The organism is Prochlorococcus marinus str. MIT 0917, assembly GCF_027359575.1.
Lineage (GTDB): Bacteria > Cyanobacteriota > Cyanobacteriia > PCC-6307 > Cyanobiaceae > Prochlorococcus_B > Prochlorococcus_B marinus_D.
Window position 1 is genome coordinate 748,982 of record NZ_CP114784.1, and the last position, 25,304, is coordinate 774,285.

19 protein-coding genes and 1 tRNA gene are annotated in these 25,304 nt (G+C 30.5%); 11 read left to right on the forward strand and 9 right to left on the reverse strand.

Annotated elements, in window-relative coordinates; genetic code table 11:
• Window positions 1-4 precede the first annotated feature (4 nt).
• The gene (locus O5637_RS04595; RefSeq protein ID WP_269606486.1) at window positions 5-787 is read right to left on the reverse strand and encodes a hypothetical protein; all 783 of its coding nucleotides are present in this window, start codon (window positions 785-787) and stop codon (window positions 5-7) included.
• A 328-nt stretch (window positions 788-1,115) separates the two neighbouring features.
• Here O5637_RS04595 and O5637_RS04600 point away from each other — a divergent pair.
• The 3 genes from O5637_RS04600 to O5637_RS04610 all read left to right on the forward strand — a co-directional run bounded on the left by O5637_RS04600 (window position 1,116) and on the right by O5637_RS04610 (window position 5,267).
• Window positions 1,116-1,189: transfer RNA gene (locus O5637_RS04600), tRNA-Arg, on the forward strand.
• A 965-nt stretch (window positions 1,190-2,154) separates the two neighbouring features.
• A complete protein-coding gene (locus O5637_RS04605) occupies window positions 2,155-4,440 on the forward strand; it encodes a tetratricopeptide repeat protein (protein WP_269606488.1) in 2,286 nt (761 codons plus the stop codon).
• Window positions 4,441-4,448: 8 nt separating this feature from the next.
• A complete protein-coding gene (locus tag O5637_RS04610) occupies window positions 4,449-5,267 on the forward strand; it encodes an NAD-dependent epimerase/dehydratase family protein (RefSeq protein WP_269606490.1) in 819 nt (272 codons plus the stop codon).
• A 36-nt stretch (window positions 5,268-5,303) separates the two neighbouring features.
• Here the strand turns inward: O5637_RS04610 and rfbB are convergent, their stop codons facing one another.
• The 4 genes from rfbB to O5637_RS04630 all read right to left on the reverse strand — a co-directional run bounded on the left by rfbB (window position 5,304) and on the right by O5637_RS04630 (window position 8,844).
• Window positions 5,304-6,353, reverse strand: coding sequence for a dTDP-glucose 4,6-dehydratase (gene rfbB / locus O5637_RS04615; RefSeq protein WP_269606492.1), 1,050 nt, complete (start codon window positions 6,351-6,353; stop codon window positions 5,304-5,306).
• A 47-nt stretch (window positions 6,354-6,400) separates the two neighbouring features.
• Window positions 6,401-7,303 carry a glucose-1-phosphate thymidylyltransferase RfbA gene (gene rfbA / locus O5637_RS04620; protein WP_269606494.1) on the reverse strand — a complete coding sequence of 301 codons (903 nt, stop codon included), beginning with the start codon at window positions 7,301-7,303 and terminating at the stop codon, window positions 6,401-6,403.
• A 120-nt stretch (window positions 7,304-7,423) separates the two neighbouring features.
• Window positions 7,424-8,653: a DegT/DnrJ/EryC1/StrS family aminotransferase gene (locus tag O5637_RS04625; RefSeq protein ID WP_269606496.1), complete on the reverse strand. Its 1,230-nt coding sequence runs from the start codon at window positions 8,651-8,653 to the stop codon at window positions 7,424-7,426.
• 59 nt (window positions 8,654-8,712) lie between these two features.
• Window positions 8,713-8,844 carry a hypothetical protein gene (locus O5637_RS04630; protein ID WP_269606498.1) on the reverse strand — a complete coding sequence of 44 codons (132 nt, stop codon included), beginning with the start codon at window positions 8,842-8,844 and terminating at the stop codon, window positions 8,713-8,715.
• A 234-nt stretch (window positions 8,845-9,078) separates the two neighbouring features.
• Between O5637_RS04630 and O5637_RS04635 the strand changes: the two genes are divergently transcribed.
• Window positions 9,079-10,869, forward strand: a complete 1,791-nt coding sequence (locus O5637_RS04635; protein ID WP_269606500.1) for a tetratricopeptide repeat protein — start codon at window positions 9,079-9,081, stop codon at window positions 10,867-10,869.
• Here the strand turns inward: O5637_RS04635 and O5637_RS04640 are convergent, their stop codons facing one another.
• Together O5637_RS04640 and O5637_RS04645 are read right to left on the reverse strand one after the other, a co-directional pair.
• Window positions 10,870-11,208 carry a hypothetical protein gene (locus O5637_RS04640; protein WP_269606502.1) on the reverse strand — a complete coding sequence of 113 codons (339 nt, stop codon included), beginning with the start codon at window positions 11,206-11,208 and terminating at the stop codon, window positions 10,870-10,872.
• A gap of 319 nt (window positions 11,209-11,527) precedes the next feature.
• Window positions 11,528-11,671 (reverse strand): hypothetical protein, encoded by a 144-nt coding sequence (locus O5637_RS04645; protein WP_269606504.1) that lies wholly within the window; start codon window positions 11,669-11,671, stop codon window positions 11,528-11,530.
• A gap of 101 nt (window positions 11,672-11,772) precedes the next feature.
• Here O5637_RS04645 and O5637_RS04650 point away from each other — a divergent pair, with 101 nt between their 5' ends.
• The 6 genes from O5637_RS04650 (at window position 11,773) to O5637_RS04675 (ending at window position 22,301) form a co-directional block, all read left to right on the forward strand.
• Window positions 11,773-13,392: a tetratricopeptide repeat protein gene (locus O5637_RS04650; protein WP_269606506.1), complete on the forward strand. Its 1,620-nt coding sequence runs from the start codon at window positions 11,773-11,775 to the stop codon at window positions 13,390-13,392.
• 453 nt (window positions 13,393-13,845) lie between these two features.
• A complete protein-coding gene (locus O5637_RS04655; protein ID WP_269606508.1) occupies window positions 13,846-15,972 on the forward strand; it encodes a tetratricopeptide repeat protein in 2,127 nt (708 codons plus the stop codon).
• Between the two features lie 142 nt (window positions 15,973-16,114).
• Window positions 16,115-17,623, forward strand: coding sequence for a tetratricopeptide repeat protein (locus O5637_RS04660; protein WP_269606510.1), 1,509 nt, complete (start codon window positions 16,115-16,117; stop codon window positions 17,621-17,623).
• A gap of 138 nt (window positions 17,624-17,761) precedes the next feature.
• A complete protein-coding gene (locus tag O5637_RS04665) occupies window positions 17,762-18,292 on the forward strand; it encodes a KdsC family phosphatase (protein WP_269606511.1) in 531 nt (176 codons plus the stop codon).
• A 615-nt stretch (window positions 18,293-18,907) separates the two neighbouring features.
• Window positions 18,908-21,763: a tetratricopeptide repeat protein gene (locus O5637_RS04670; RefSeq protein ID WP_269606512.1), complete on the forward strand. Its 2,856-nt coding sequence runs from the start codon at window positions 18,908-18,910 to the stop codon at window positions 21,761-21,763.
• Between the two features lie 46 nt (window positions 21,764-21,809).
• A complete protein-coding gene (locus O5637_RS04675) occupies window positions 21,810-22,301 on the forward strand; it encodes an NUDIX domain-containing protein (protein WP_269606514.1) in 492 nt (163 codons plus the stop codon).
• A 37-nt stretch (window positions 22,302-22,338) separates the two neighbouring features.
• Here O5637_RS04675 and O5637_RS04680 read toward each other — a convergent pair whose 3' ends face one another.
• Complete coding sequence (locus O5637_RS04680; RefSeq protein WP_269606516.1) at window positions 22,339-23,511, reverse strand: DegT/DnrJ/EryC1/StrS family aminotransferase; 1,173 nt, start codon at window positions 23,509-23,511, stop codon at window positions 22,339-22,341.
• Between the two features lie 30 nt (window positions 23,512-23,541).
• A complete protein-coding gene (locus tag O5637_RS04685; RefSeq protein ID WP_269606519.1) occupies window positions 23,542-24,462 on the reverse strand; it encodes a GDP-L-fucose synthase family protein in 921 nt (306 codons plus the stop codon).
• Between the two features lie 375 nt (window positions 24,463-24,837).
• Between O5637_RS04685 and O5637_RS04690 the strand changes: the two genes are divergently transcribed.
• Window positions 24,838-25,083 (forward strand): hypothetical protein, encoded by a 246-nt coding sequence (locus O5637_RS04690; RefSeq protein WP_269606521.1) that lies wholly within the window; start codon window positions 24,838-24,840, stop codon window positions 25,081-25,083.
• The last annotated feature ends 221 nt before the right edge of the window (window positions 25,084-25,304 follow it).

Genomic DNA, 25,304 nt, shown 5'->3' on the forward strand with positions numbered 1-25,304 from the left:
ATAACTAATTATCCAAGCCAATTATTGAATCTTCAAGTATTAATCTAGTAATACCTTTTGAAATTAAATATGATTTTGAAAGTTTAAATACATTTGTGTTTGGAACCTTAATTACTCTTTGACTTCTCGAACAAATCCTTTTAGCAGAACGTTGATTAGCAAATAATAAAATTGCATTTCTTTGTAATTCATTTTCAGGTAAAAAGCTCCACTCAGGCAAATCAGAAATAGACTGCAATTCTAACTCAACTTTTTTATCCACAATCATATATACGCTTTCAGGAAGGCTTTCATAATTAAGTATCTCAAAATCTGATTTTTGCTTCCCTAAATCAAAATCAAAGCTAGAAATCAAGGGGGCTATTTCCTCAAAATCATTAGCTACATCTTGACTATTATTATTACTTACAAAAGACAAATCTTCACTTAAATAATCAGAATCTTCAACTGAAAAAGAATTAATCATATCAAGTTCATGTAAATTAGATTCTTGATTTACGTTAATACTTGAATCTTCTTTTTCATCTTGTTCCTTAAATGAAATCAATGAATTAGAATATTCTATATCCTTCTTTTCTATTATAGTTTTAGTATCAAACAATTTTTCGCTTTTATTGTGAATCTTTGATCGTTTTTTCTTTAAAAGTTTATATTCACTATCTGTTAATAAAGTTTTGACCGTTCTATTTATAGTATTTGGTGAACAACTATATTTTCCTGCTAAGAAATTGGTACTATCTCCAGCCTTATAAGCATCTAAAATCTCTGCTTTTTGTGTTTTGGTCAACCTTCTTGAAATCATTTTCTATCGTTTCTACATATCCAAGATAAGACCTAATCGCTAGAACTAGTAAAAAAACATTTCAACCTACAAAAAAATCTTATAAAAATCCAGAAAGCACAAGGCACCACCAAATTCAGTCCCAAAAATCCTATATTATTTGATTATCCATATGTTGATAAGAATCAATTAATTTCAATACATCAACAATCAAGCTATTGTTGGTCTGCTTAATTCTGCTTGTGGCGTGATACGTCAGTATGTAGTCTTGAATAGTTGAGTTTTTCAGACTAAAGCGAGCCTTATCGTTTTTCTCTTAAAAGAACCCCATTTAGCTCCCTTAGCTCAGCTGGATAGAGCAACTGCCTTCTAAGCAGTGGGCCGCAAGTTCGAATCTTGCAGGGAGCGTTCAAAAAAGCTTTGATAGAAATAGACTTCAGAGATCGGTGAAATTATCCAAGTCATTTTTCATATGTCATGCTATTTGCTCTTATTGCAATTCTAAAACAAAATATTTACCAAAAAGATTTAGCCGTACCAACGAAATGGCGTATTGGCTTGAATTCTGCATCAAAATATCAAGGTTGAATGTGAACGTGGGTGGTTAATTACTCCACAAGGTCGCAAAACAAAGGTTGAAAGAAAACTTGCAAAAGGACTCGGATCTAATAATCCAAGAAGCTTATGGAATCTGTACATAGCTTTCAAGCAAGAAAATACCTCCTCCCTTATCAGAGACACATTTAAACGACCTAATGTCCTAACAATAAATTCAGATAATTCTCTTTCACCAAAAGAAGCTCAATCCAAAGTTGAAACTCAAAGCCTTGTTCAAGGTGTATTAATGAACAGGGAGAACTTAAAAAAACGAATACTTGGCGACTTGCAAAGCAAAAGGGAAAAGAACAACAACTACCTACTAAGCAAGGTGAAGACACATCAATTTATTAAGGAAACTCTAGTGAAGAAAAGCCTCGGTCAGAAAGAAAAGCGATGATTAAATACTCAAAACAGGACTGAAAAAAGTAAAAACCTGAGGAAACGAAAGGAAGAAAACCCTTCAAAACTTAGCTGTTTTTTCACTTTATGCTCGACCAACATGTTATGGATAAGGGCTGGAACACATTAAATACTGAAAAAGTGAATATTTAATTAGAAAATTTACGATAATCTTGTTAAAGGGAAAAAGTTTCCCTTGAAGGGAAAGCGGTGGGTAATTAACAAATACCTTTATTTCAATAGGCTTTGACAAATTACTTCCCCGTGCATGGAGATAAACTTCTGCATAATTACAACGGGTCAAGCTCTTCTTAAAGTTAAGCCCAAGTGTAAGTTAATATCCTAATGAAAAGCTTTTTAAAGAAAGAATAGAAGTGCCTGAAGAAATGAAAGGTTTTGGTAAACAACGTAAACATAAAAAGAAACAACCAAAAGCAAATAAAAAAATATTAATTCCAGGTGCTTTAGAAGAATTTAAAGGCAATTTTTCACTTTCAACCAATAAATCAGCCAAGCCAACTAAGGAAGAAATAATTAATAAAGTATTTAAATTTCATTCAGAAGGTAATATTCCAGAAGCAGTAAGATATTATGAACTTTTTATCAATCTTGGCTTTAAGGATTGCAATATTTTTTCAAATTATGGAATTATTTTAAGAAGGTTAGGGAAACTACAAGAAGCAGAATTATTTACTCGCAAATCTATTGAGATGAACCCTAACAATGCAGATGCTTATGTAAATCTAGGAAATATATTGATAGATCTTGGTAAATCAAAAGAAGCAGAATCATCACAACGTATTGCCATTAAATTGAACCCTAATCTTGCAATGGCGCATAACAATCTGGGAAACACATTGAAAGATCTTGGACAATTGAAAGAGGCAGAAATTTCTACTCGAAAAGCAATAGAAATAAATCCTGATTTAGCAATCTCTCATAATAATCTAGGATCTATTTTGAAAGATAAGGGCCAATTACAAGAGGCGGAAATTTCTGCTCGCAAAGCAATTGAAATAAAACCTGATTTCGCAGAAGCGCATTGTAATCTGGGATCTATCATGAAAGATCTTGGACAATTGAAAGAGGCAGAAATTTCTGCTCGCAAATCAATTGAACTTAAACCTGATTACGCTGTTGGTAATTTTAATCTTGGATGTATATTGCTTGATATATATGATAAATACCAATCGATTATTGATTTAAAAGAAGCAGAATTATATACTCGAAAAACGATAGAACTTAAACCTGATTATCCTGATGCTCATTTTAATCTAGGGTCCATTTTGCTGGATTCAGACAAATTAGAAGAATCACATCTAGCATATAAAAAATCCTTAGAAATAAATCCCAAACAAATTCGTACTATTTCCAAGATGATTTTCACTTCAGCCCATCTTTGCATGTGGGATCAGATGGAAAAGTATATACCTGATTTAAATAGATTAGGGATAGAGGGAAAGGCAGTAAATCCATTAGAATTAATGTATGTAGAGGACAACCCATTAAATCACTTAAAGCGTGCAGTTAAATATAATCAAGAACACAAAAAAGAAGAATTACCAAATGTCAATCACAAAAAAAACAAAAAAATTAAGATCGGCTATTTTTCATCTGATTTCAGAAATCATCCAGTTACTCATTTACTAATAAGGACACTAGAGTTACATGATAAATCCAAATTCGATATATATGCATATAGTCTATCTAAGGTTAAAGATGATTATACAATAAGAGTAAAGAAAGCTGTATCTACTTTCAGAGAAATCAATAATCTTTCTGATCTTGATATAGTTAAACTTGCAAGAAATGATCAAATAGATATAGCAATAGATCTAAATGGAATTACAAAATTTCATAGAGCTTCTATTTTTTCTTATAGAGTAGCTCCTATTCAAATAAACTATCTTGGTTATACTGGATCGCTAGGATCAGATTCCTATGATTATATTCTTGCTGATAAAGTATTAATTCCAGAGGAAAATAAGAAATTTTATACTGAAAAAGTCTTACACCTTCCTAATAGCTCTTATCCCCATGATAATACAAGGAAAGTATCAGTTAATAAATTCAGCAGGGAGCAATTAGGACTTCCAGTAGATGGATTCGTATTTACATGCTTTAATGCAATCCAAAAAATAACTAGAAAAGAATTCAATATATGGCTCAGATTATTACATAGCGTAGAAGGAAGTGTTTTATGGTTAATAAAACCACATCAGGTTGCAATGAATAACTTATATTCTGAATTAATTAATCATGGCTTAGATAAAGAAAGGATAATATTTGCTGAACATATGAAATTAGACGAGCATTTATCAAGACAAGCATGTGCTGATTTATTTCTTGATACTTTCAATTTTAATGCTGCAACAACAGCAAATTTTGCCTTATCCTCGGGTTTACCAGTTATAACTTTATTAGGAAAGAGTTACAGTGCAAGAATAGGAGCAAGTATACTAAGTGCTTGTAATCTAAATGAATTAATTACAACTAGCCATGCTGAATATGAATCTTTAGCATGTGAACTTGCAACTAACAAAGAAAAGCTCAAAGCAATTCGCGAAAAGCTTATAAATAAAAATAAATTATCGTTTTTTGATTCTTCCAAATTTACTAATGAATTAGAACTTATTTATAATAAAATTATTAATACTTAGTTATAAAAATGGAATTATCAATTTATGGTTCAACGGGTTTTATTGGAAGTAAATTTATAAAGATGTACCCTTTTCATAATAGAATCAAACGCGAAGAGAGGAAACCTTTAAATAAAGATATTCTCTATTTAATTTCAAATGTAGGTAATTATAATCTCGATATAGATGCTTCAATTGATATAAAAACGAATTTATCAATACTTTGTGAAGTCTTAAATTATTGTAAAAATGAAGAAATTATATTCAACTTTATAAGTTCATCATTGGTTTATGGAAGTTTATGCCCAATCCCTGCAAATGAAAACTCAATATGCACCCCTAAAGGTTTTTATTCAATTACCAAAAAATGTGCAGAAGATTTGCTTATTTCATTCAGTAAAACATTTGGCATCAAGTATAGAATACTAAGATTATGTAGTGTCTTAGGAAAAGGAGAAAAAAAAGTTTCTAATAGAAAGAATACCTTAACTCAGATTGTTAATAAATTAAAAACCAATGAAAATATTGAATTGCATGGTGAGAGGGGACAAATTAGAGAGATCATACATATTGAGGATGCTTGCAGGGCAATTGAGTTAATATGTAAAAAAGGAAGATTAAATCAAATATATAATGTTGGTTCTGGTGAAATAATAAAAATTGAAAGTTTCATAAGTAATGCAAAAGAAAAACTCCAATCGAAATCAAAAATTATATACGTAGACACACCTAAATCAAAAACAGAAGAACTAAAAACTAATTTCTGGATGGATAGTAAAAAACTTAATGATCTAGGGTTTAAAAACCATTTTAATTATAAAGATATAATCAATGACATATGTAATTAATTTTTAAAGGAAAACTATATTGATTATATATTTCATTTAAACCACTAGATTTGAACTATGCTTTTTACACCAATCTAAATTTGATAAATACCATTCAATTGTAATTAATATGGCTTTCGAGAAATCATGTTTAGGGCACCAATCTAATTCTTGTATTATTTTTTTATTATCAATAGCGTACCTTCTATCATGACCCGGGCGATCTTTTACAAATACCTTAAATCTACTATGAGGAGCATTTGATTTATTATGACTATCTAGTAATTCACAAATTAATTCTACGATCTCTTCATTACTTTTTTCCTGATTTGCTCCAATACAGTATGAATCACCTACTCTGCCATTTAAAGCCACTTTTAATAAAGCATCTATATGATCTTCAACGTAAATCCAGTCTCTTATATTTTTTCCATCTCCATAAATAGGGATAGGTTTTTGTGATATAGCATTCATAATAATTACAGGAATTAATTTCTCTGGTAATTGCCATGCTCCAAAATTATTACTTGAGTTAGTTATTATTGTAGGCAGCCCATAAGTATGAAACCAAGATTTAACTAAATGATCACTGGCCGCCTTTGTTGCTGAATATGGACTACTTGGTTTATATGGACTGTCCTCAGAGAAAAGACCAATTGGGCCTAGCGAACCAAAAACCTCATCAGTACTAACATGAATAAACCTAAAGGAATCTTTTCTAGATAATTCAAGTGATTCCCAATGCTGGAAAACTGACTCCAACAAATTAAATGTGCCTATCATGTTAGCTTCTAGAAATATTCGTGGGCCTAAGATAGATCTATCAACATGACTTTCGGCTGCTAAATGAAAAACAATATCTGGATCAATTAAATCAATAGCATTTTTAGTATCTTCCTTATTCGCTAAGTCAATATTTAACAATTGATATCTATTAAGATCAAATTCATTATTAACAACATCTAAGTTACTCGCGTAGCTTAATTTATCTAAGTTAAATACTTTATGAGTAGTTTCTTTAAGTATTCTTCTAACTAATGTTCCTCCTATAAAACCAGAGCCACCTGTAACGAGGATTCTATTTATAGGTTCAGGAAACGAAATCATGATTTTGACCTTATATTCTTAATTTGTGTAAAATTTTAAAGAAAAATTCATCTGGTATATTTAGTTCTTAATAGCTTTAATAGATATTTTCCATATCCACTATTACTTAAACTATCGGCTAATTTTTCTAATTGCAGATCATCGATCCAACCTTGTCTCCAAGCAACCTCCTCTGGACATCCTATTTTCAACCCTTGCCGATGTTCAAGAGTCTTAACATAAAAGGATGCTTCCTGAAGTGAATTAATTGTGCCCGTATCTAGCCATGCCATGCCTCTTCCCATGATCTTTACATTTAAAAGTTTATCATTTAAATATTTTCTATTTAAATCAGTGACTTCCATTTCGCCTCGCGAAGAAATTTCTAATTCTTTTATTCTTTTAAACACCGTATTATCGTAGAAATATATTCCTGTTATTGCATATTGACTTGATGGTAATTCAGGCTTTTCTTCAATATCAATAACATTTCCAGAATTATCAAACTTCACTACTCCATATTCTTTAGGATCTCTTACTGGGTAAGCCAACACAGTAGATCCTTTTGAAATAGAGTCTGCAGAGCGCAAAAGATTAACAAAGTCGTTACCGTGAAAAATATTATCTCCAAGAGCAACAGCAACATTGGATTTATCAATAAAACTTTCTCCTAGTGAAATTGCATTTGCAACACCATCTGGCTTCTTTTGGATCTTATAACAAATTTTCATCCCCCACTGATTTCCATCACCCAAAAGATTTTTAAATAAATTCATATTCATTGAATCGCTAACAACCAAAATCTCTTTAATTCCACAGAGCATTAAGTTTGTAATCGGGTAATAAATCATAGGTTTATCATAAACAGGCATCAACTGTTTACTTAATACATTCGTAAGTGGAGCTAATCTTCTGCCTTTTCCACCTGCAACTAAAATCCCTTTCCGAATAGATGAATAACGGAAGTCCATTATAAATATATAGTATTTATAGATCCTAAAGTATAGACTTATGTATTATGAAAATATTTTCTTTGTAAGTTTAATAAAAATAATATTGATAGAAAACAGGAGCTTAAAGGTTAAGCTTCTTTATGAATTAGCAAATATATATTCTGCTTCAAAAACCTTATTAACTATATAATTTAAATTATCTTGACTTTGTCTATTATGAATACCTAGTAATAGTCCAGATTTCATTATTTCATCACTTACTTCAAATGTTCCATATTTATCCCATTGAAATTTATTAGCCACTGGATGTCTCATGATATTACCCGAAAATATTGTCCTCGTCTGAATACCAGCTTTTTCCAAGAAAGTCTGAATTTCCTTTCTTTTTGAGGCTAGCTTATTTTTAAGAATCAGAGGAAATGCCAGCCAACCCGTCTCAACATTATCATACGTGATAGGGATATAAAAATTAGAGGAAGAAGAAAATTTATTACTAAGAAAATTAAAATTAATAGATCTTTTTCTAATATTTTCATTCAACTTTTTTAGTTGAACTAATGCGAAAGCTGCTGATATTTCTGAGGGTAGAAAATTATACCCTATCTCATCAAATACATATTTATCATCATAATCTATACCATCAATTTTAACAGAGAATCTTCTTTGATAGTCTTCTATTTCTCCATATAGACAAGATCGTCTTCCCCACCCTCTAAGAGAAAGCCCATTATTATATTCCATAGCATTAGCATAAGAAACCATACCACCAAAACCCGCTCCTGTAATAACATGTGATGCATAAAAACTAGTTGTTGTTATATCAGACCAATTTTCAATTTTAGTCTTATATGTATACCCTATAGTATCGGCAGAATCTTCAATAATTTTAAGTTTATTCTCCTTTGCGAAGTTATATATATCATTCCAATTTGCTATATTACCAATTAGATTAGGAACACAAATAGCAGATACATTCTCTAAATCCATTTCCTTTAGTCTTGATGTATTTATTTGCAAGGTTTCCTCCTCTACATCTACAAAATAAGGTATTAAGTTGCTCTGAACAATGGGTGCAATTGTAGTTGAAAAAGTTAGCGAAGGAGTTATAACCTTAGTACCTTTTTCAAGCTTAAGAGATAAAAACGCAATTAGATTGGCAGATGAGCCGCTATTGACCATTAGTCCATAACTTTTATTGAATATATTTGAAACTTTTTGCTCTAATATCTTAACTTTCTTTCCTCCCATTAAAGAAAGTCGATTATTTTTTAAAACATCTATTACTGCATCAATTTCATCCTGAGAATAATCTGCCTCAGCATAAAAAATTTTTTTAATAGAATTATTATATTCTATTTGATTATTCACGTTAGTTTATCTATTTAATTACCAAACTAACACTTATTCTTTTCAAAATTAAGCACATACTAGATTTTTCTAAATCGATTGTTATATGTGGAATCAGCAGTCAATCGAGCTAGTGAAATGATTTGTATTGCACAACCAGCAAAACCACTTGATTGATTATTGAGAAGTCCTTGTTTATATACCTTGCTCAAGATTTAAGAGTATTTTTGCCACCATTTGGGTCCGCGCAATATTGATCTCTTAAAAGTCTTGATCAATCAAATACATTGCCTTAGCTGTAATTAGTCTAGCTTGTCATCTGCTTAAGTCATATTCTTCTGTCACTCGGGACGTTATGACTTTGCAGATGATCTCTTCTTTTTAAGAGATAAACCCTAATTCCAGATATAATCGAATTCAATGGATCTTTCATAAAGCGAAGAGATGTGACTGAGGGAAAAAAAAATCAAAAGCAAAAAGTTCAAGTTAAAACATTCGCTGTTCCATTTGCTTTAGGAGAAATCAAAGAGAATGTTTCTATTCCCGCTAATACATCAAAGAGACCTTCTAAAGAACAAATAATCAATAAAGCCTTTAAGCTTCACTCAGAAGGAAAACTTCTAGAAGCAGTAAAATATTATCAATATTGCATCAATCAAGGGTTTAAAGATCACATAGTTTTTTCTAATTATGGATGCTTATTAAAAGGTCTTGGCAAACTACAGGAAGCAGAAATATATACTCGCAAAGCAGTTGAACTTAACCCTAATTTCGCAAGATCTCATTTTAATCTTGGTAGCATATTGAATGATCTTGGCAAATTAGAAGAAGCAGAAATATCCACTCGCAAAGCAGTTGAACTTAACCCTACTTTCACTGAAGCTCATTCCAATCTTGGTAGCATATTGAATGATCTTGGCAAACTACAAGAAGCAGAAATAGCCACTCGCAAAGCAGTTGAACTTAATCCTACTTTCGCTGAGGCTCATTCCAATCTTGGTAGCATATTAAAAGGTCTTGGCAAACTACAGGAAGCAGAAATATATACTCGCAAAGCAATTGAACTCAAACCTGATTACACAGATGCTCATTCTAATCTTGGAAATATATTAAAAGGTCTTGGCAAACTACAGGAAGCAGAAATATATACTCGCAAAGCAATTAAATTGAATCCCAACTTCGCAAGAGCTCATTCTAATCTTGGAAGCATATTAAAAGATCTTGGCAAACTACAAGAAGCAGAAATATATACTCGCAAAGCAATTAAACTGAAACCTAATTACGCAGAGGCTTATAATAATCTGGGAAACATATTTCAGGATATTGGTAAATTAAGAGAGGCAGAAAATAGTTTCACAAAAGCAATTGAGATGAAATCAGATTTTGATAGCGCATATATTAACAGAGCATGTTTATATCGTGATCAGGGAAAACTTGATAAAGCATTAACAGATTCAGACTCATGCAATACGCAAATTTCAAGAGTATTATCTCTGGAAATTCTTTACGAATTAGGAAGAATTGACGAGATTTATGAGAGAATTGAAAAAACGGCTACATTTGATAATGAAAATATAAGACTAGCTTCATTCTCTTCATTTATTGCGGAACAAGAAAAGAAAAATACCTCCAATAATTTTTGTCAAGACCCACTTTCATTTTTATATTTTTCAAATATAAAATATCATTGTAAAGACTATATAGATTTTGCAAGCAAACTAATTAAAGATTTGTCTGAGGTTGAAACTATTTGGGAGCCTATAAATAAAACCACTCGAAATGGGTTCCAAACGCCTACTCATCTAAATATATTTTCAAACTCATCAAAAAGTATTTCCAAACTTAAATCAATAATTTCAAATGAATTGGAATCATATTATTCAAAGTTTGAAAAAGAATCTTGCTCTTATATTCAGAAATGGCCAAAACAAAAGAATATTGTTGGTTGGCATGTAATTCTAAAGAAGCAAGGTTATCAAGAAGCTCATATACATCCAGGAGGTTGGCTAAGCGGCGTAATTTATTTAAAAGTTGTACCTCCTTTAGAAAAGGATGAAGGTGCAATTGAATTTAGTTTAAATGGACAAACTTATTTTAATATCAACTCTCCTAAATTAACTTATCTACCTGAATTAGGGGATATAGTTTTGTTTCCTTCTTCTCTTCACCACAGAACAATACCTTTTTCTTCAGATACAGACAGAATAGTTATATCTTTTGACTTGATTCCAGATTGATTAACATATATTTCTCTCTCTATTGTTATACGAGGAATCAGCAGTCAATCCAGCTAATAAAATTATTTGTCTTGCGCAGGCAGCAACACCACTTGATTGATTATTAATAAGACCTTTTTGCATCCCTTGTTCAAGATTTACGAGTAGTTTTGCCACCATTTGCGGCCGCTCAATATTAATTTCATCAAAGTCTTGAACGATCAAATCCATTGCCTTCGCTGTTATTCGCCTCGCTTGCCGTCTACTTAAGCCATATTTTTGAGGCATTTCGGCCTTTATAACTGTGCAGCTATGACCTTGAGCAAGAATCGGAGCAGCCTCGTCCGTACTTAATTCCATGATTTATTTATTGTTTTTTTTCACAATTGGCCTCAATTAAATGAATGTTGAGCTACCTACTCATAATCACGATGCACTAAGCTAATTCGGGTAGAAATTCGGGCATCATATTCCAAGCGTTGTTCTCTTCAATCGAATTGAAGCAAATCAAGAAATCTTTTTTGTATGGTCTTATTCATTAAGCAGGCAACTTGAGTATTCTTGAGCATTTCTCAAAAATAAGGTCCATCTTTTCTTGAGCTTATAGACCTAATTGAACATATTTTTGAATGTCTTCATTCATCTTGTCTGACTGCTCTTTTAGATCAGCAATATGCTTTTAAAGCTGTTTTCTATAAAAAGGATTATTCAATAAATTTGGAAACTTTTCTTCCATGAACCATTTCTCAGCTCTAGAAGAAAGACCTAAAGAATGATCTCCCTTTTTAAGATCTTCATCGCTCAAGCGAAGGAATGGATCCATTGCTTAATTATACAAATTTGCAACGGGTTAATTTCTTTTCAAAATTAGAAACTAGTTATAGATATAATATATGCAAAAGATTTAATCTTTAACTAATCGATGTGATTGAGGGAAAAAAAATCCAAAAGAAGGAAGCCTCTAACGTAAGAACATTTACAGTTCCATTATCATCAGAAAAAATCAAAGAAAATATTTTAATTTACTCTAATACATCAAAGAGACCTTCGAAAGAGGAATTAATTAAAAAAGCATTTAAGTTTCACTCAGAAGGAAACATTTCAGAAGCAGTAAAATATTATCAACTTTTTATCAATCAAGGCTTCGAGGATTACAGAGTTTTTTCTAATTATGGAATCATCTTAAAAGGTTTTGGCAAATTAAAAGAAGCAGAATTATTTACTCGTAAAGCTATAGAAATTAATCCTGATTTCGCAAAAGCTCATTCAAATCTAGGTAATATATTAAGTGATCTTGGTAAATCACAAGAAGCGGAATTATCGACCCGTAAAGCAATTGAACTTAATCCTAATTTTACAGAAGCTCATTCAAATCTTGGTAATATATTGAGAGATCTTGGTAAATTACAAGAAGCTGAATTATCAACTCGTAAAGCTATTAAACTCAATCCTAATTTTGCAGAGGCATATTCCAATCTAGGTAATGTATTCAGAGATCTTGGCAACTTACAAGAAGCTGAATTATCAACTCGTAAAGCTATTAAACTCAATCCTAATTTTGCAGAGGCTCATTCAAATCTAGGTAATATATTAAAAGTTCTTGATAAATTACAAGAAGCAGAAGAATCCACTCGTAAAGCAATTGAACTTAATCCTAATTTTGCAGAGGCTCATTCAAATCTTGGTAGTATATTAAAAGTTCTTGGCAAACTACAGGAAGCAGAAATATCTACTCGCAAAGCAATTGAAATTAAGCCTGATTTAGCAGAAGCTCACTACAATCTTGGAAATATATTAAATACTCTAGGTAAATCAGAAGAAGGAGAGAAAAGTATAGTGCAATGCTTAAAAGTGAATGAAAATCATTTACAAGGAAGGCTCACACTGAGCGCTATGAGGCTACACCAAGGTGACAATTCATTATTGAAGCACTTAATACAATCAACTCAAGCAAATAATCCTTTTCTAAATTCTTTAAAATGGGTATCAGATTTATCCAAAATACCAGAAGTTTTTTTTGATAGATATTCTTTTTATGACGCAATAATTACTCAAAGTATAAAAAATCGACCTTTTTATGAGTTTGGTGTGTATACAGGTTCTTCATTTGAGTATTTAATTAAAACATTTAAAAAAGGCTATGGGTTTGATACATTTGAAGGCTTGCCTGAAAATTGGAATCATTTTAAAAAAGGAGCATTTTCAACACAAGGAACAATTCCAAAAATTAATGGAGGAACATTTATAGCAGGAATGTTTGAAGAAACATTACCTACGTTCTTTTCTAAACCAAGACCAATAGCATCAGTTATAAATTTTGACGCCGATCTATATTCTTCTACTGTCTGTGCGTTGAATTATTCAAAACCAATCATCGATAAAGATACGATTTTAATTTTTGATGAATTTATTGTCCACGATAATTGGGAGCAAGACGAATATAGAGCATTCAATGAATTTTGCTTAAACAACAATTTTACTTACGAGGTTTTGGCAGTTTCTTATTCTACTTATCAAACAGCAGTGAAGATAATAGGTATTTAACTAAGTTGCAACAACAAACCACATTAGAAAACTGGGAGCGTTTAATATAAGTATCCACATATCTTCAGAGGAGTGTATAAATTGGTTTTAAAACGAAAATCAGAATATTTCAAGAGCATTAAAATATTCTGATTTTTTAGAAAAAAGAAACTTGCTATGATTTTGTCTAGAGAGAGGTGAAAGAGCATATTTGAAACCTATGTGAAACGCACACTTCAAAGCCCTTATATCCATTATTATTAGAAGAGTTCTCGCAAACCTTTAATTATGGATTAACAGACTTAAGCAAATTGGATGACTTCAATCAATTAGTTGACTGGAAAAATAGTTCGTTTTATCAAGCAACTAATCAATCATCTAGCGTTATTAGTTAAGTATCAATAATCTCAAAAAGAGTTTTAACAAGGATAGAGTGAGTAATGAAATTACTCAAATTAAAAATTTTTAAAATTAATGGAACCTAGTGATAAAGAGCAAGTAAAAAAGAAAGTGACTGAAGTAAAAACATTCTCAGTACCATTTCCTTTAAAAGAAATTAAAGAAAATACAACTATTACTACGAACAATCCTTTCAAACCTTCTAAAGAACAAATAATTAATCAAGCATTTAAGTTTCACTCAGAAGGAAACATTTCAGAAGCAGTAAAATATTATCAACTTTTTATCAATCAAGGCTTCGAGGATTACAGAGTTTTTTCTAATTATGGAACAATTTTAAAAGATCTTGGTAAATTAAAAGAGGCAGAGTTATCTGCTCGCAAAGCTATTGAACTTAATCCTGATTTCGGAAAAGCATATTCCAATCTGGGAAGCATTTTGAATGATCTTGGCAAATCACAAGAAGCGGAATTATCGACTCGTAAAGCTATTGAACTTAATCCTAATTTTACAGAGGCTCATTCCAATCTAGGTAATGTATTGAGAGATCTTGGCAAATTACAAGAAGCGGAATTATCGACCCGTAAAGCTATTGAACTTAATCCTAATTTTACAGAGGCTCATTTCATTCTAGGTAATGTATTGAGAGATCTTGGTAAATTACAAGAAGCGGAATTATCGACCCGTAAAGCAATTGAACTTAATCCTAATTTTACAGAAGCTCATTCAAATCTTGGTAATATATTAAGTGATCTTGGTAAATTACAAGAAGCGGAATCATCGACTCGTAAAGCTATTAAACTTAATCCTAATTTTGCAGAAGCTCATTCAAATCTTGGTAATATATTGAGAGATCTTGGTAAATTACAAGAAGCTGAATTATCAACTCGTAAAGCTATTAAACTTAATCCTAATTTTGCAGAGGCATATTCCAATCTAGGTAATGTATTAAGAGATCATGGCAACTTACAAGAAGCTGAATTATCAACTCGTAAAGCTATTAAACTCAATCCTAATTTTGCAGAGGCATATTCCAATTTGGGAAACATATTGAGCGATCTTGGTAAATTAAAGGAAGCAGAATTATCCCAAATAAAGGCAATTGAAATCAAACCTAATTTATCAAAAGCATATTACAATCTAGGGACTATACAAAAATATCTTGGGAAATTAGAAGAAGCTGAAATATCACAGCGTAAAGCAATTGAACTGAAACCTGATTTTGCAGAGGCATATTCTAATCTTGCCAATCTTCTTTTACAAAGAATGAAATTTAAAGAGGGTTGGGATTATTATGAATGGAGATGGCAAGTAAATGAGAAGGACAATTATATTGGAGAAAAATTAGTGACATCAAAACCTGAGTGGTCTCTAATCGATAAAGGTAGGGTTTTGCTTTGGGGCGAGCAAGGAATAGGAGATCAAATTCTATTTACATCTTTAATACCTGAATTAGTACAAAAAGTTGATAAATTAATTATTAAAGTTGATAAAAGATTAATTCCTTTATTGCAAAGATCTTTCGATAGGAATATAATTTATTTTGATCAAAATGATTTTGTTAGTGAAGATAAATATGATTTCCAAATTGCAATGGGTTCCCTTCCTAGGTTACTAAGAACTAACAAAGAAAGTTTAGCAAAAAATAATAAGCCATATTTAAAAGTAGATGATAAAAAGTCTCATAATTTTAGAAAGCAATTAAGACATTCACAATTTAAAAAAATTATAGGTATTTCTTGGAAATCAATGTCAAGATTTAATAAAGATAAATCATTATCTCTTGAAGAATTTATTCTCGGAATTTATTCTCCATCATTTTGTTTTGTTAATCTTCAGTATGGTAATACAACTGATGAAATAATTAATTTAAAGAAAAAATATGATATTAATATTATTGAAATAGAAGAAGTTGATACTTTTAACGATATTGATGACCTTGCATCTCTAATAAATGCATGTGATCAAATAGTCAGCATTGAAAATTTAATCTCAGACCTCGCAGGTTCAATTGGTATCAATAGCTTAATTTTACTAAATCATAAAAGTCATTGGAGATCTGGACAAAATAATGATTACTCTTATTGGTTCCCATTGCAAAAGCTATTTAGAAAAAACCACTCTCAGACATGGGATAACGCTTTAAATCAAATCCAGAAAGATTTAATTAACGAAAAAAACAATATTCAAACTTCCATTTAATTCTGGACTAATGACTTCCCGTTGGAGGGGACTAGACAACGGTTGCATTAAATAGGGTCAATAACTATTGAAAGTTAAGAATTTAATGGCAAGATAAGTTATAATCAGGAAAAGTAGTTACCTTACAAAACCAATAGATGTGATGGAGGGGAAAAGATCTAGAGACCAAGCAGAATTTAAAGTAAAAACATTCCCTGTTCCAATTTCGTTAGGAGTAATAAAAGAAAAAAGTAGTAAAAATGATAAGCTAAATCAAGAAGAACTAATTAATCAATCAATTAATATTCATATACAGGGAAACATTAAAGAGGCAACCAAATATTATAAATATTTAATAGATCAAGGAGTCAATGATTACAGGGTTTTCAGTAATTTAGGTAATATATTGAAAGGCCTTGGTAACTTAGATGAAGCAGAATTATATACTCGCAAAGCAATTGAAATTAATCCTAATGAAGCAAGTATATTATTCAATCTAGGAAATATTTTGAAAGATCTTGGTAACTTAGAAGAAGCAGAATTATATACTCTTAAATCTATAAAGATTAAACCTGATTTAGCTAAAGCTCATTTTTGTCTTGGATTAATATCAAATAGACAAGGTGATCCTTACAAAGCAATAGAAGCTTTTAAAAAAACAATAAAATTTTCACCTGATAACTTAGATGCCATATTAAGCCTAGGGTCCACCTTAATAGATATAAGAAAAAATGAAGAAGGGAAAAAATATCTAATGAATATATTAGATATTAAACCTAATAAAGATATAAACAAAGAAAGAATTAATTTACTAAATACTATTCAACAAAAGGCTTTATATAAATTAACCCACTGTCTTTTTCATGAAGGTGATTTTACATCTTCAAGAGAACTTCTTGGAAAATTAACAGTTGATGAATATTATTATAGCTATAATATAGCATGCTTGCTAGGACTTGATACTACTAAGGATTTCTATAATGCCTACAAAATAATATCTGAGAAAAATATATGTAATTCAATAATCGGATCAGTTATTGATCATTCTAATATAATTTATGGTGAAAAAAATAATTCAACCTTTTGCAATGAAGCTATTGATTATATAATGCATAAAAACTTAAATGAAGAAGAATTTCCAACAAATATGTGTGATTCTCTTATCTCATTTCTACATCAAGATAACAACAAAGCAAAAGTTAGGAATGGATTAAATAATATATCTCAAACAAAAGGAAATATCTTTTCATTAGATTATACTTTCATAAAGGACTTAAAGAAATTAATCGAAAATCAAATAAATAATTATAGACATCTTTTTAGAGATAGTAAAGAGGGTTTTATAAAGAATTGGCCTGAAAATTATAGCTTGGGTGGCTGGCTATTAGATACCAAGCCTGGTGGTTTACTAAAGCCTCATATGCATGAAGGAGCATGGCTAAGTGGCTCATTTTATTTAAAAGTTCCAAAGAAAAACAATGACGAAGGTAATATTGTCTTCAGTCCTAAAGGTCCACTTTATCCTGACAAAGGAAAGCTTTTCCCTGAGAAAGTATTAACAATAAAATCAAGAGATATATGTATTTTTCCCTCTTCATTATTTCATTATACTATCCCTTTTAAAAGCTCAGAAGAGAGAATTTGTTTTGTTTTTGACATTATGCCATTTTGAATAATAGATATTTCTCACTAAAGTATTGGATGTATAATCAGAATTCAATCCAACCAGTTAAGTTATTAAAAAAACACAATTTAAAAACCTGGAATGGGCTATTAAAATCTATAAAGAAAAATTAAACCTTCTAAATAAATGACCAATCCATTTATGGGAATAGTCTCAGATATAAAATTGATAGCGATGGATTTTGATGGAGTACTTTCTGATGGAGGAATTTATATTGATTCGAAAGGCAATGAGATGAAAAGATTTGATGTAAAGGATGGTATGGGAATAAAACTACTTCAAGCAAATGGCTTCCATATTGCTTTAATTTCAGGATCTAAAAGTAATACTATACACGAACGGGCTAATTCATTGAAAATTGATATTGTTCTGAAAGGGGTGGAAAATAAACTGTTTGCGATAAATAAAGTTCAGAAAGAATTAAATATAATTCCACAACAAACTATTTTTCTAGGTGATGATGTAAATGACCTTTTAGTATTACCTGCAGTTAAAATGTTTTTAACTCCTGCTAATGCTCATCCTGCTTGTATCAAAAACGCATACTGGACAGGATCATTAAAGGGTGGAGAAGGATTCATAAGAGAGTTCACTGACTTATTTTTACTAGCACTAAATATAAATCCACTATTACCATTTGAGACATGTAATAATTAGATTAATACATATTTTAGTTCTTATGAATAAATGAAATCTGGTAATTTTAATTTGTAAAGACCTTACTAATTTGAGGATTTTTGAATATTTATAAGTTTATATATTTTTCCCGTATTATTCTAAGAAACTAACTTGGCCTAAAAAAAATAATCAAAATCGATAAAAGAGCTATATCTTAAAGAAAATAGTTTCAAATCAATAGAATAATGCAAAACACTTAAACTTCATAAATAGAGAATTTTTATACTAGATAACAGCTATTTATATAAGGATAAATGCAGTAATTGCTTTTGAAGCATAAACATACTTAGAGAATAATTTTTAGTTCTGCCATAAATTGTGAGAAATTATTTATAACTAAAAAATCCTATTAATTAAAATCAACTTCATGAATTTAACCTTATAATTGCCTTTCATTTGACATACAAACTAAGCCATGGTCGTAAATAATTGATATGAATAGCTATCAATATGAAGAAAAATTATAGATCAAAAACTACATATACCAAAATACACCCTTGTACACACTATAGGAAAAAGATGATGTGATAAATCTATAGCGAGCTATAATGCTAAAAATTAGATCCTGATATAAAATCGATGGATGTGAATAAGATGCAAACACATAAAAAAGAAGGAATATCTAAAGCAAAAACATTCACAATTCCTTTTACTTTACAAGAAATCAAAGATAATAGTATTATTATTACTAGTAGTGAGTCTAAACTCTCTAAAGAAAAAATAATTAAGCAAGCATTTAAATCTCATTCTGAAAATAATATTCCAGAAGCAGTAAAATATTATCAACTGTTTATTAATCAAGGCTTCGAGGATTCCAGGGTTTTCTCAAATTATGGAATTATCTTAAAAGGTTTTGGAAAATTAAAAGAAGCAGAATTATTATACCGAAAAGCAATTAAAATCAACCCTGAATTCTCTGATGCCTATTTGAATTTAGGAGATTTACTTAGAGATATTGGTGAATTAAAAGACGCAGAAATATATACTAATAAAGCGATATCAATCAATCCTAATTTTGCAGATGCTCATTGTAATCTGGGAAGTATCTTAAGAGATGTTGGTAAATCGCATGAAGCTGAAATTGCATATATTAAAGCTATTGAAATTAATCCTAATTTTACAGAGGCTTATTTATATTTAGGAAATATATTAAGAGATCGGGGAAACTTGCAAGAAGCTGAATCATATACTCGCAAAGCTATTGAAATCAGGCCTGATTGTGCTGATGCTCATTGCAATCTGGGAAGCATATTGAAAGATCATGGCAAATTAGAAGATGCGGAAATAGCATGTCTTAAAGCTATTGAACTTGCTCCTGATTTAGCCTTTGCTCATCTAAATCTGGGAAGCATATTTAAAGATCTTGGCAAATTACAAGAAGCAGAATTATCAACACGAAAAGCAATTGAATTAAAACCTGATTTTACTAATGCTCATTTACATCTGGGAAATATATTGAGAGATCTTGGCAAATTACAAGAAGCAGAATTATCAACACGAAAAGCAATTGAATTAAAACCTGATTTTAGTTATGCTCATTTACATCTGGGAAATATATTGAGAGATCTTGGCAAGTTAAAAGAAGCTGAATTATCAACACGAAAAGCAATTGAACTGACACCTAAATCAGCAGATGCTCATTTAAATCTGGGAAATATATTGAGAGATCTTGGCAAAACAGAACAAGCCGAATTGTCATACCGAAATGCAATTAACATTAAACCTGATTTCGCAAATGCATATTCCAATCTTGGAAACATTTTAAGAGAGCTTCGTAAATCACAAGAAGCTGAATTATATACTCGTAAAGCTATTAAACTTGTGCCTGATTTCGCAGAGTTTCATTCCAATCTTGGAAACATATTAAGAGATCTTGGCAACTTAAAAGAAGCGGAAATTTCATATCTTAAAGCTATTGAACTTAATCCTGATTTAGGAATTGCACATAATAACCTTGGAAACATTTTAGGAGAGCTTAGTAAATTACAAGAAGCAGAATTATATACTCGTAAAGCTATTAAACTTATGCCTGATAACGTTAATGCTTATAACAATCTTGGAAACATATTAAGGGATCTTGAAAAACTTGATGATGCAATAAATATATACAAAAAAGCAATAAAATTAAACAATCAATCATCAAGGGCGAAGCTTGGTTTAATTGAAACCAAAGGCCATATCTGCGACTGGAGTGATCTAGATATACAAACCATTTGGCTAAAGAATCTTGGTATTGAAGGATCTTCTACTTCACCATTTGGATTACTTTATTTTGAAGATAATCCATTGAATAATTTAAAAAGAAGTAAAAAATATTTTAAAGAAAATTTTTATCGACCAACTAAAAAAATAAAACATACTAAAAAAAATATAATTCATATAGGTTATTTCTCTGCTGATTTCCGGATGCATCCTGTAATGCAACTAATTGCTCCCTTACTTGAGTTGCATGATAAATCTAGGTTTAAAATATATTTATACTCATTTGTTAAAATAGAAGATGAATATACTGAAAGAGCAAGAAATTCTGGATGCATATTTAGAAACATAAGCGAGTTTAATAATACCGAAGCTATAGCTTTAGCAAGAAGTGACGAAATTGATATTGCTGTAGATCTGATGGGTTATACAAAACACAATAGGTTTAATATATTTTCTTCGAGAGTCGCACCTATTCAAATAAATTATTTGGGATATCCTTCTACTGTTGGTTCTAATATTATTGATTATATTATTGCAGATAAAATTGTAATCCCAGATAATTATGAAAAATTCTACGCAGAAAAGATACTAAGAATGCCAAATTGTTATATATGTAATGATGATAAAATCAAAATAGATAAAAAACTTATTTCTCGAAAAGATTTCAACCTACCTGAGAAAGGATTTATCTTTACTTGCTTTAATAATAATAAAAAAATCACACCCAAAGAGTTTGATATTTGGATGAGATTACTAATTAAAATAAAAGGAAGTGTACTTTGGTTGAAACAGCCAAATAAATTAGCGACTGATAATTTGTATAGAGAAGCAGAGAAAAGAAATGTAGATCCAAAACGTTTAATCTTCGCAAATCCAGTTAAATTTAATTTACATTTAGCAAGACACTCTCTTGGAGATCTTGGACTTGATACTTTTAACTTTAATGGTCATAAAACAACTTTTGATGCATTAAGTGCAGGATTACCAGTCCTAACAAAAATTGGAGAAAACTTTGTGGCAAGAGTTTCATCAAGTCTATTAAATTCAATAGGCTTGCCAGAACTAATTACATATAATGAAAATGAATATGAAGAAACAGCATTACGACTAGCAAATAATAGTGATGAACTTTTTAAATTAAAATCTAAGCTATCAAAACTAATGAAAGAACCAACACATTTTTCTTCAAAATTATATACTCAAGATCTTGAAACTATTTATCATAATCTTGTTCGAAAATCATTTTAGTCTTCGCTTTTGAAAGTGTTAAAGTAGTTAAGTTGATAATTTCTTCATGCTTACAAAAAAATTACCTGAAGAGATCTGGAGAACCTGTGTAGATTCAATACCAATATTTGGTATTGATATGATTATATTTTCCCGAAGATATGGAGTGTTAATGGGCTATAGAATTAATAATCCAGCAAAAGGTAAACTTTTTGTCCCAGGTGGAAGAATTTATAAAAACGAAAGAATTATAGATGCTTTTAATAGAATATTACTAAGTGAAACAGGTTTAACTTTCCCCTTTAATAAAACGACTTCAATGGGTTTATACGAACACTTTTATAATGTTACATATTGGTCTACCTTAGAAAGCAGTACCCATTATATTATAGAAGCAAGATTAATTGAAGTTGAACAAGAGAATATTAAACTAAACATAAATTTAAATGAGCAACATTCAAATTTCGAATGGATTTCTCTGGAAGATATGGCATCAAAGGCTATTCATTCCTATTCAAAAATGTATTTAAATAAAATCAAAGATCTAAAATTTAATTAATCAATTTATTTAGAAAAAATCTAATTCAATATAAATCTCATATAAAATTGTAGGGTTCTGCAACTTTTTTAAATTCAGTACATATTCTCTGAACATCGCTTTTATCTATATCTGCATTAACAGGAAGATAAATTCCATATAAATGAATTTGATCAGCATATTTCAGAGAAGTACTTTTGCCGCTATATTCATTCCAAAACGGTTGTTGACCAATACTTCCAGCAATAAGAGGCCTACTTTCAATATTTTTTTTCTTTAAATGAATCCAAACCTCCTCAGGATTTTTTACTAAAGTAGCATAGGCAAAACTTGAAATAAAATCGTTAGATGATTCTTGACACCAAAAGTTTGAAAGTTCTTCCCTGTATTTATTAAAAACTATTGATCGCTTTGAGCAATATTCATCTAAAATACTCATCTGCATCAGGCCCAAAAATGCATTCAATTCAGTAGATCTTAAGTTATATCCAGGATAATAAAATGTATATAAGTCTCTAAAGTCTGAGGTGTTGTATTTTGATCTTAAATTCTCATGAAATTCAACATCGAGGTTTCTTCCCCAGCCATGAGTCCTTATTGACTTGCTTACTTGATTAAACTCATAATCATTGCTACAAAGACATCCTCCCTCAATTGTGGAAATATGATGACCATAAAAAAATGAAAATGTTGAGGCAAGACCAAATGATCCTAGGGATTTCCCAGAGATGGTAGAGCCTAATGATTGGCAAGTATCTTCAAGCAAACGTATATCAAATTCTTCGCAAATATCTAGTATTTTCTCAACAGATGAATTATGACCAAGAACATGAACTAAAATCAAAGTTCCAATATCCTCTTCCTTTATTAACTTATATAAATTATCAATATTAATACCTAGATTAATAGGATCAGCATCCAATAGATAAGGTTGATAACCTAATTGAATAAATGGTGATACTGTTGTTGCCCATGACAAGGCTGGTATACCAACTTTTTTATTCCTTAGATCTTTAAAAAAAAGATTTGTAGTTGCCATTAACAAATTGGCAGAAGAGCCACTATTAACAAGAGTTGAATCATTTACTTGTATATATTTTGCAAATAAAGATTCAAATTCAATTACTTTCTCACCTTGAGTCAATCTTGGATAGGTTTTAATCCACTCGGATAATCTGTCTAGATGTTTTTTGGGTATTGTTTCTGAAGCTAAACCTATTTTTTTATTCATTTTTTATAAATCAAACATAATTGATAAATATCATCGATGACAGTCTAAATAATGAGCATATGTTTTTTTAATTCCTAATTCTAAATCATGCATTGGGTACCAACCTAAATCATTTATTTTCTTAACATCTAACAACTTTTGCTTCATTCCAGTAGGTTTTCTTAAATCAAATGTAAAAGTACCTTCAAAGCCTAAAATATCAGAGATTTTTTTATAGTAATCAAAAATCGAATAATCCTCTCCTCTACCTATATTAATTATATGAGGCATTTCCTTTATCCTAGGTAAAGCGAACCAAACTGCATCAGCAAAATCTTTAGCATACATAAATTCTCTTCTAACACTGCCATCTCCCCAAATCTCAACTGATTTATCTTTATTAATTTTAGCCTCATGTAGTTTAACTATTATTGAAGCAATTAAATGAGAGCGTTTAGGATTATAATTATCATATTTACCATACAAATTACAAGGCATTAAAGTAATATAATTTCTCGAATTATCTTCTATTCTTAAATAATCACATAATCTTTGTGCAGCTATCTTAGCAATTGCATAACCTTCATTCGTTGGCTCCAACAAACCATTTAATAAATATTCTTCTTTTAATGGATTAGGACCATTCTTAGGATACATGCAAGAACTTCCCAAATTAATAATATTTTTTACTCCTATCCTTGCCGCTTCAGATATTAGATTACAACCTATCTCAAGATTCTCTAATAGAAATTTTGAGGGATTTGCGATATTTGCATGAATTCCACCAACCAATCCAGCTGCATGAATAATATATTCTGGAGTATTTGCCTTCAAATAACTTCTTATTTGATCTCTATTAGTTAAATCTAGTTCTTTACGAGAAGGAGATAAAACACAATAATTACTGGCATTTTGATGCTCCTTTATATTATGTCCAACCATTCCAGTTCCTCCTGTTAGAAGAACACTCATAATAATTTCAAAGTAAATAAAGACTTTCTAAAAAAACTAATTTTAGAAATCTCTTTTTATATTCAAATATAGCATCAAGAGATATATATTTTCTCTTCATCTTCATTTCATTATACTATTTGTTTTAAAAGCTCAGAAGAGAGAATTGGTTTTGTTTTTTGACTTGATTCCAGATTAATTAACAGATTTTTCTCTCCCTATTGTTATACGAGGTATCAGCAGTCAATCCAGCTAATAAAATTATTTGTCTTGCACAAGCAGCAAAGCAACTCCACTTGATTCATTATTAATTAGTCCTTTTTGCCTCCCTCGTTCAAGCTTTACTAGTTGTTGTGCCACCATTTGCGGCCACTCAATACTGGCAGAACTTAAAAGATGAATACTTGGCGATTTGCAAAGCAAAAGGGGAAAAGCAACAACTTACTACCAAAAAAGAATAAGACTCTCCTATTTATTGAGGATGCTCCCAGGGAAGACAACGCCTTGGCCAGGCAGAGAAGAGATGATTCAATACTCAAATCAGCACTGGGAAAAAGTAAAACCGGAGGAAACGAAAGGAAGAAACCCCTTCAAAACATCGCTTCTTTTTTTCATTTTCTGAATCGACCAAAATGTTCTTGATAATGATTGGAACCCATTAAATGCTGAAAACGTGAATATTGTTGGGAAAAGTTCCAGATACTTTTACGAAGGGAAAAGTTTACTTCGAGGGAAGAGTGGTAAGAACTTAACAAAAGTCCTTATTTTAAACAGGTCTGGACTAATTGTTTCTCATCGAAGGTAGATGGACTACTGCTCCAATTGCAGAGGGTCAATTTTTATTAAAGATATACAATGTAGTC

What these genes read in the sequence shown, in the direction of transcription:
- O5637_RS04610 (WP_269606490.1), top strand. Translation starts at nt 4,449, where the DNA reads ATGGAATTATCAATTTATGGTTCAACGGGTTTTATTGGAAGTAAATTT.
- rfbB (WP_269606492.1), bottom strand. Translation starts at nt 6,353, where the DNA reads ATGATTTCGTTTCCTGAACCTATAAATAGAATCCTCGTTACAGGTGGC.
- rfbA (WP_269606494.1), bottom strand. Translation starts at nt 7,303, where the DNA reads ATGGACTTCCGTTATTCATCTATTCGGAAAGGGATTTTAGTTGCAGGT.
- O5637_RS04640 (WP_269606502.1), bottom strand. Translation starts at nt 11,208, where the DNA reads ATGGAATTAAGTACGGACGAGGCTGCTCCGATTCTTGCTCAAGGTCAT.
- O5637_RS04645 (WP_269606504.1), bottom strand. Translation starts at nt 11,671, where the DNA reads ATGGATCCATTCCTTCGCTTGAGCGATGAAGATCTTAAAAAGGGAGAT.
- O5637_RS04655 (WP_269606508.1), top strand. Translation starts at nt 13,846, where the DNA reads ATGGAACCTAGTGATAAAGAGCAAGTAAAAAAGAAAGTGACTGAAGTA.
- O5637_RS04660 (WP_269606510.1), top strand. Translation starts at nt 16,115, where the DNA reads ATGGAGGGGAAAAGATCTAGAGACCAAGCAGAATTTAAAGTAAAAACA.
- O5637_RS04665 (WP_269606511.1), top strand. Translation starts at nt 17,762, where the DNA reads ATGACCAATCCATTTATGGGAATAGTCTCAGATATAAAATTGATAGCG.
- O5637_RS04670 (WP_269606512.1), top strand. Translation starts at nt 18,908, where the DNA reads ATGCAAACACATAAAAAAGAAGGAATATCTAAAGCAAAAACATTCACA.
- O5637_RS04675 (WP_269606514.1), top strand. Translation starts at nt 21,810, where the DNA reads ATGCTTACAAAAAAATTACCTGAAGAGATCTGGAGAACCTGTGTAGAT.
- O5637_RS04680 (WP_269606516.1), bottom strand. Translation starts at nt 23,511, where the DNA reads ATGAATAAAAAAATAGGTTTAGCTTCAGAAACAATACCCAAAAAACAT.
- O5637_RS04685 (WP_269606519.1), bottom strand. Translation starts at nt 24,462, where the DNA reads ATGAGTGTTCTTCTAACAGGAGGAACTGGAATGGTTGGACATAATATA.
- O5637_RS04690 (WP_269606521.1), top strand. Translation starts at nt 24,838, where the DNA reads ATGAATACTTGGCGATTTGCAAAGCAAAAGGGGAAAAGCAACAACTTA.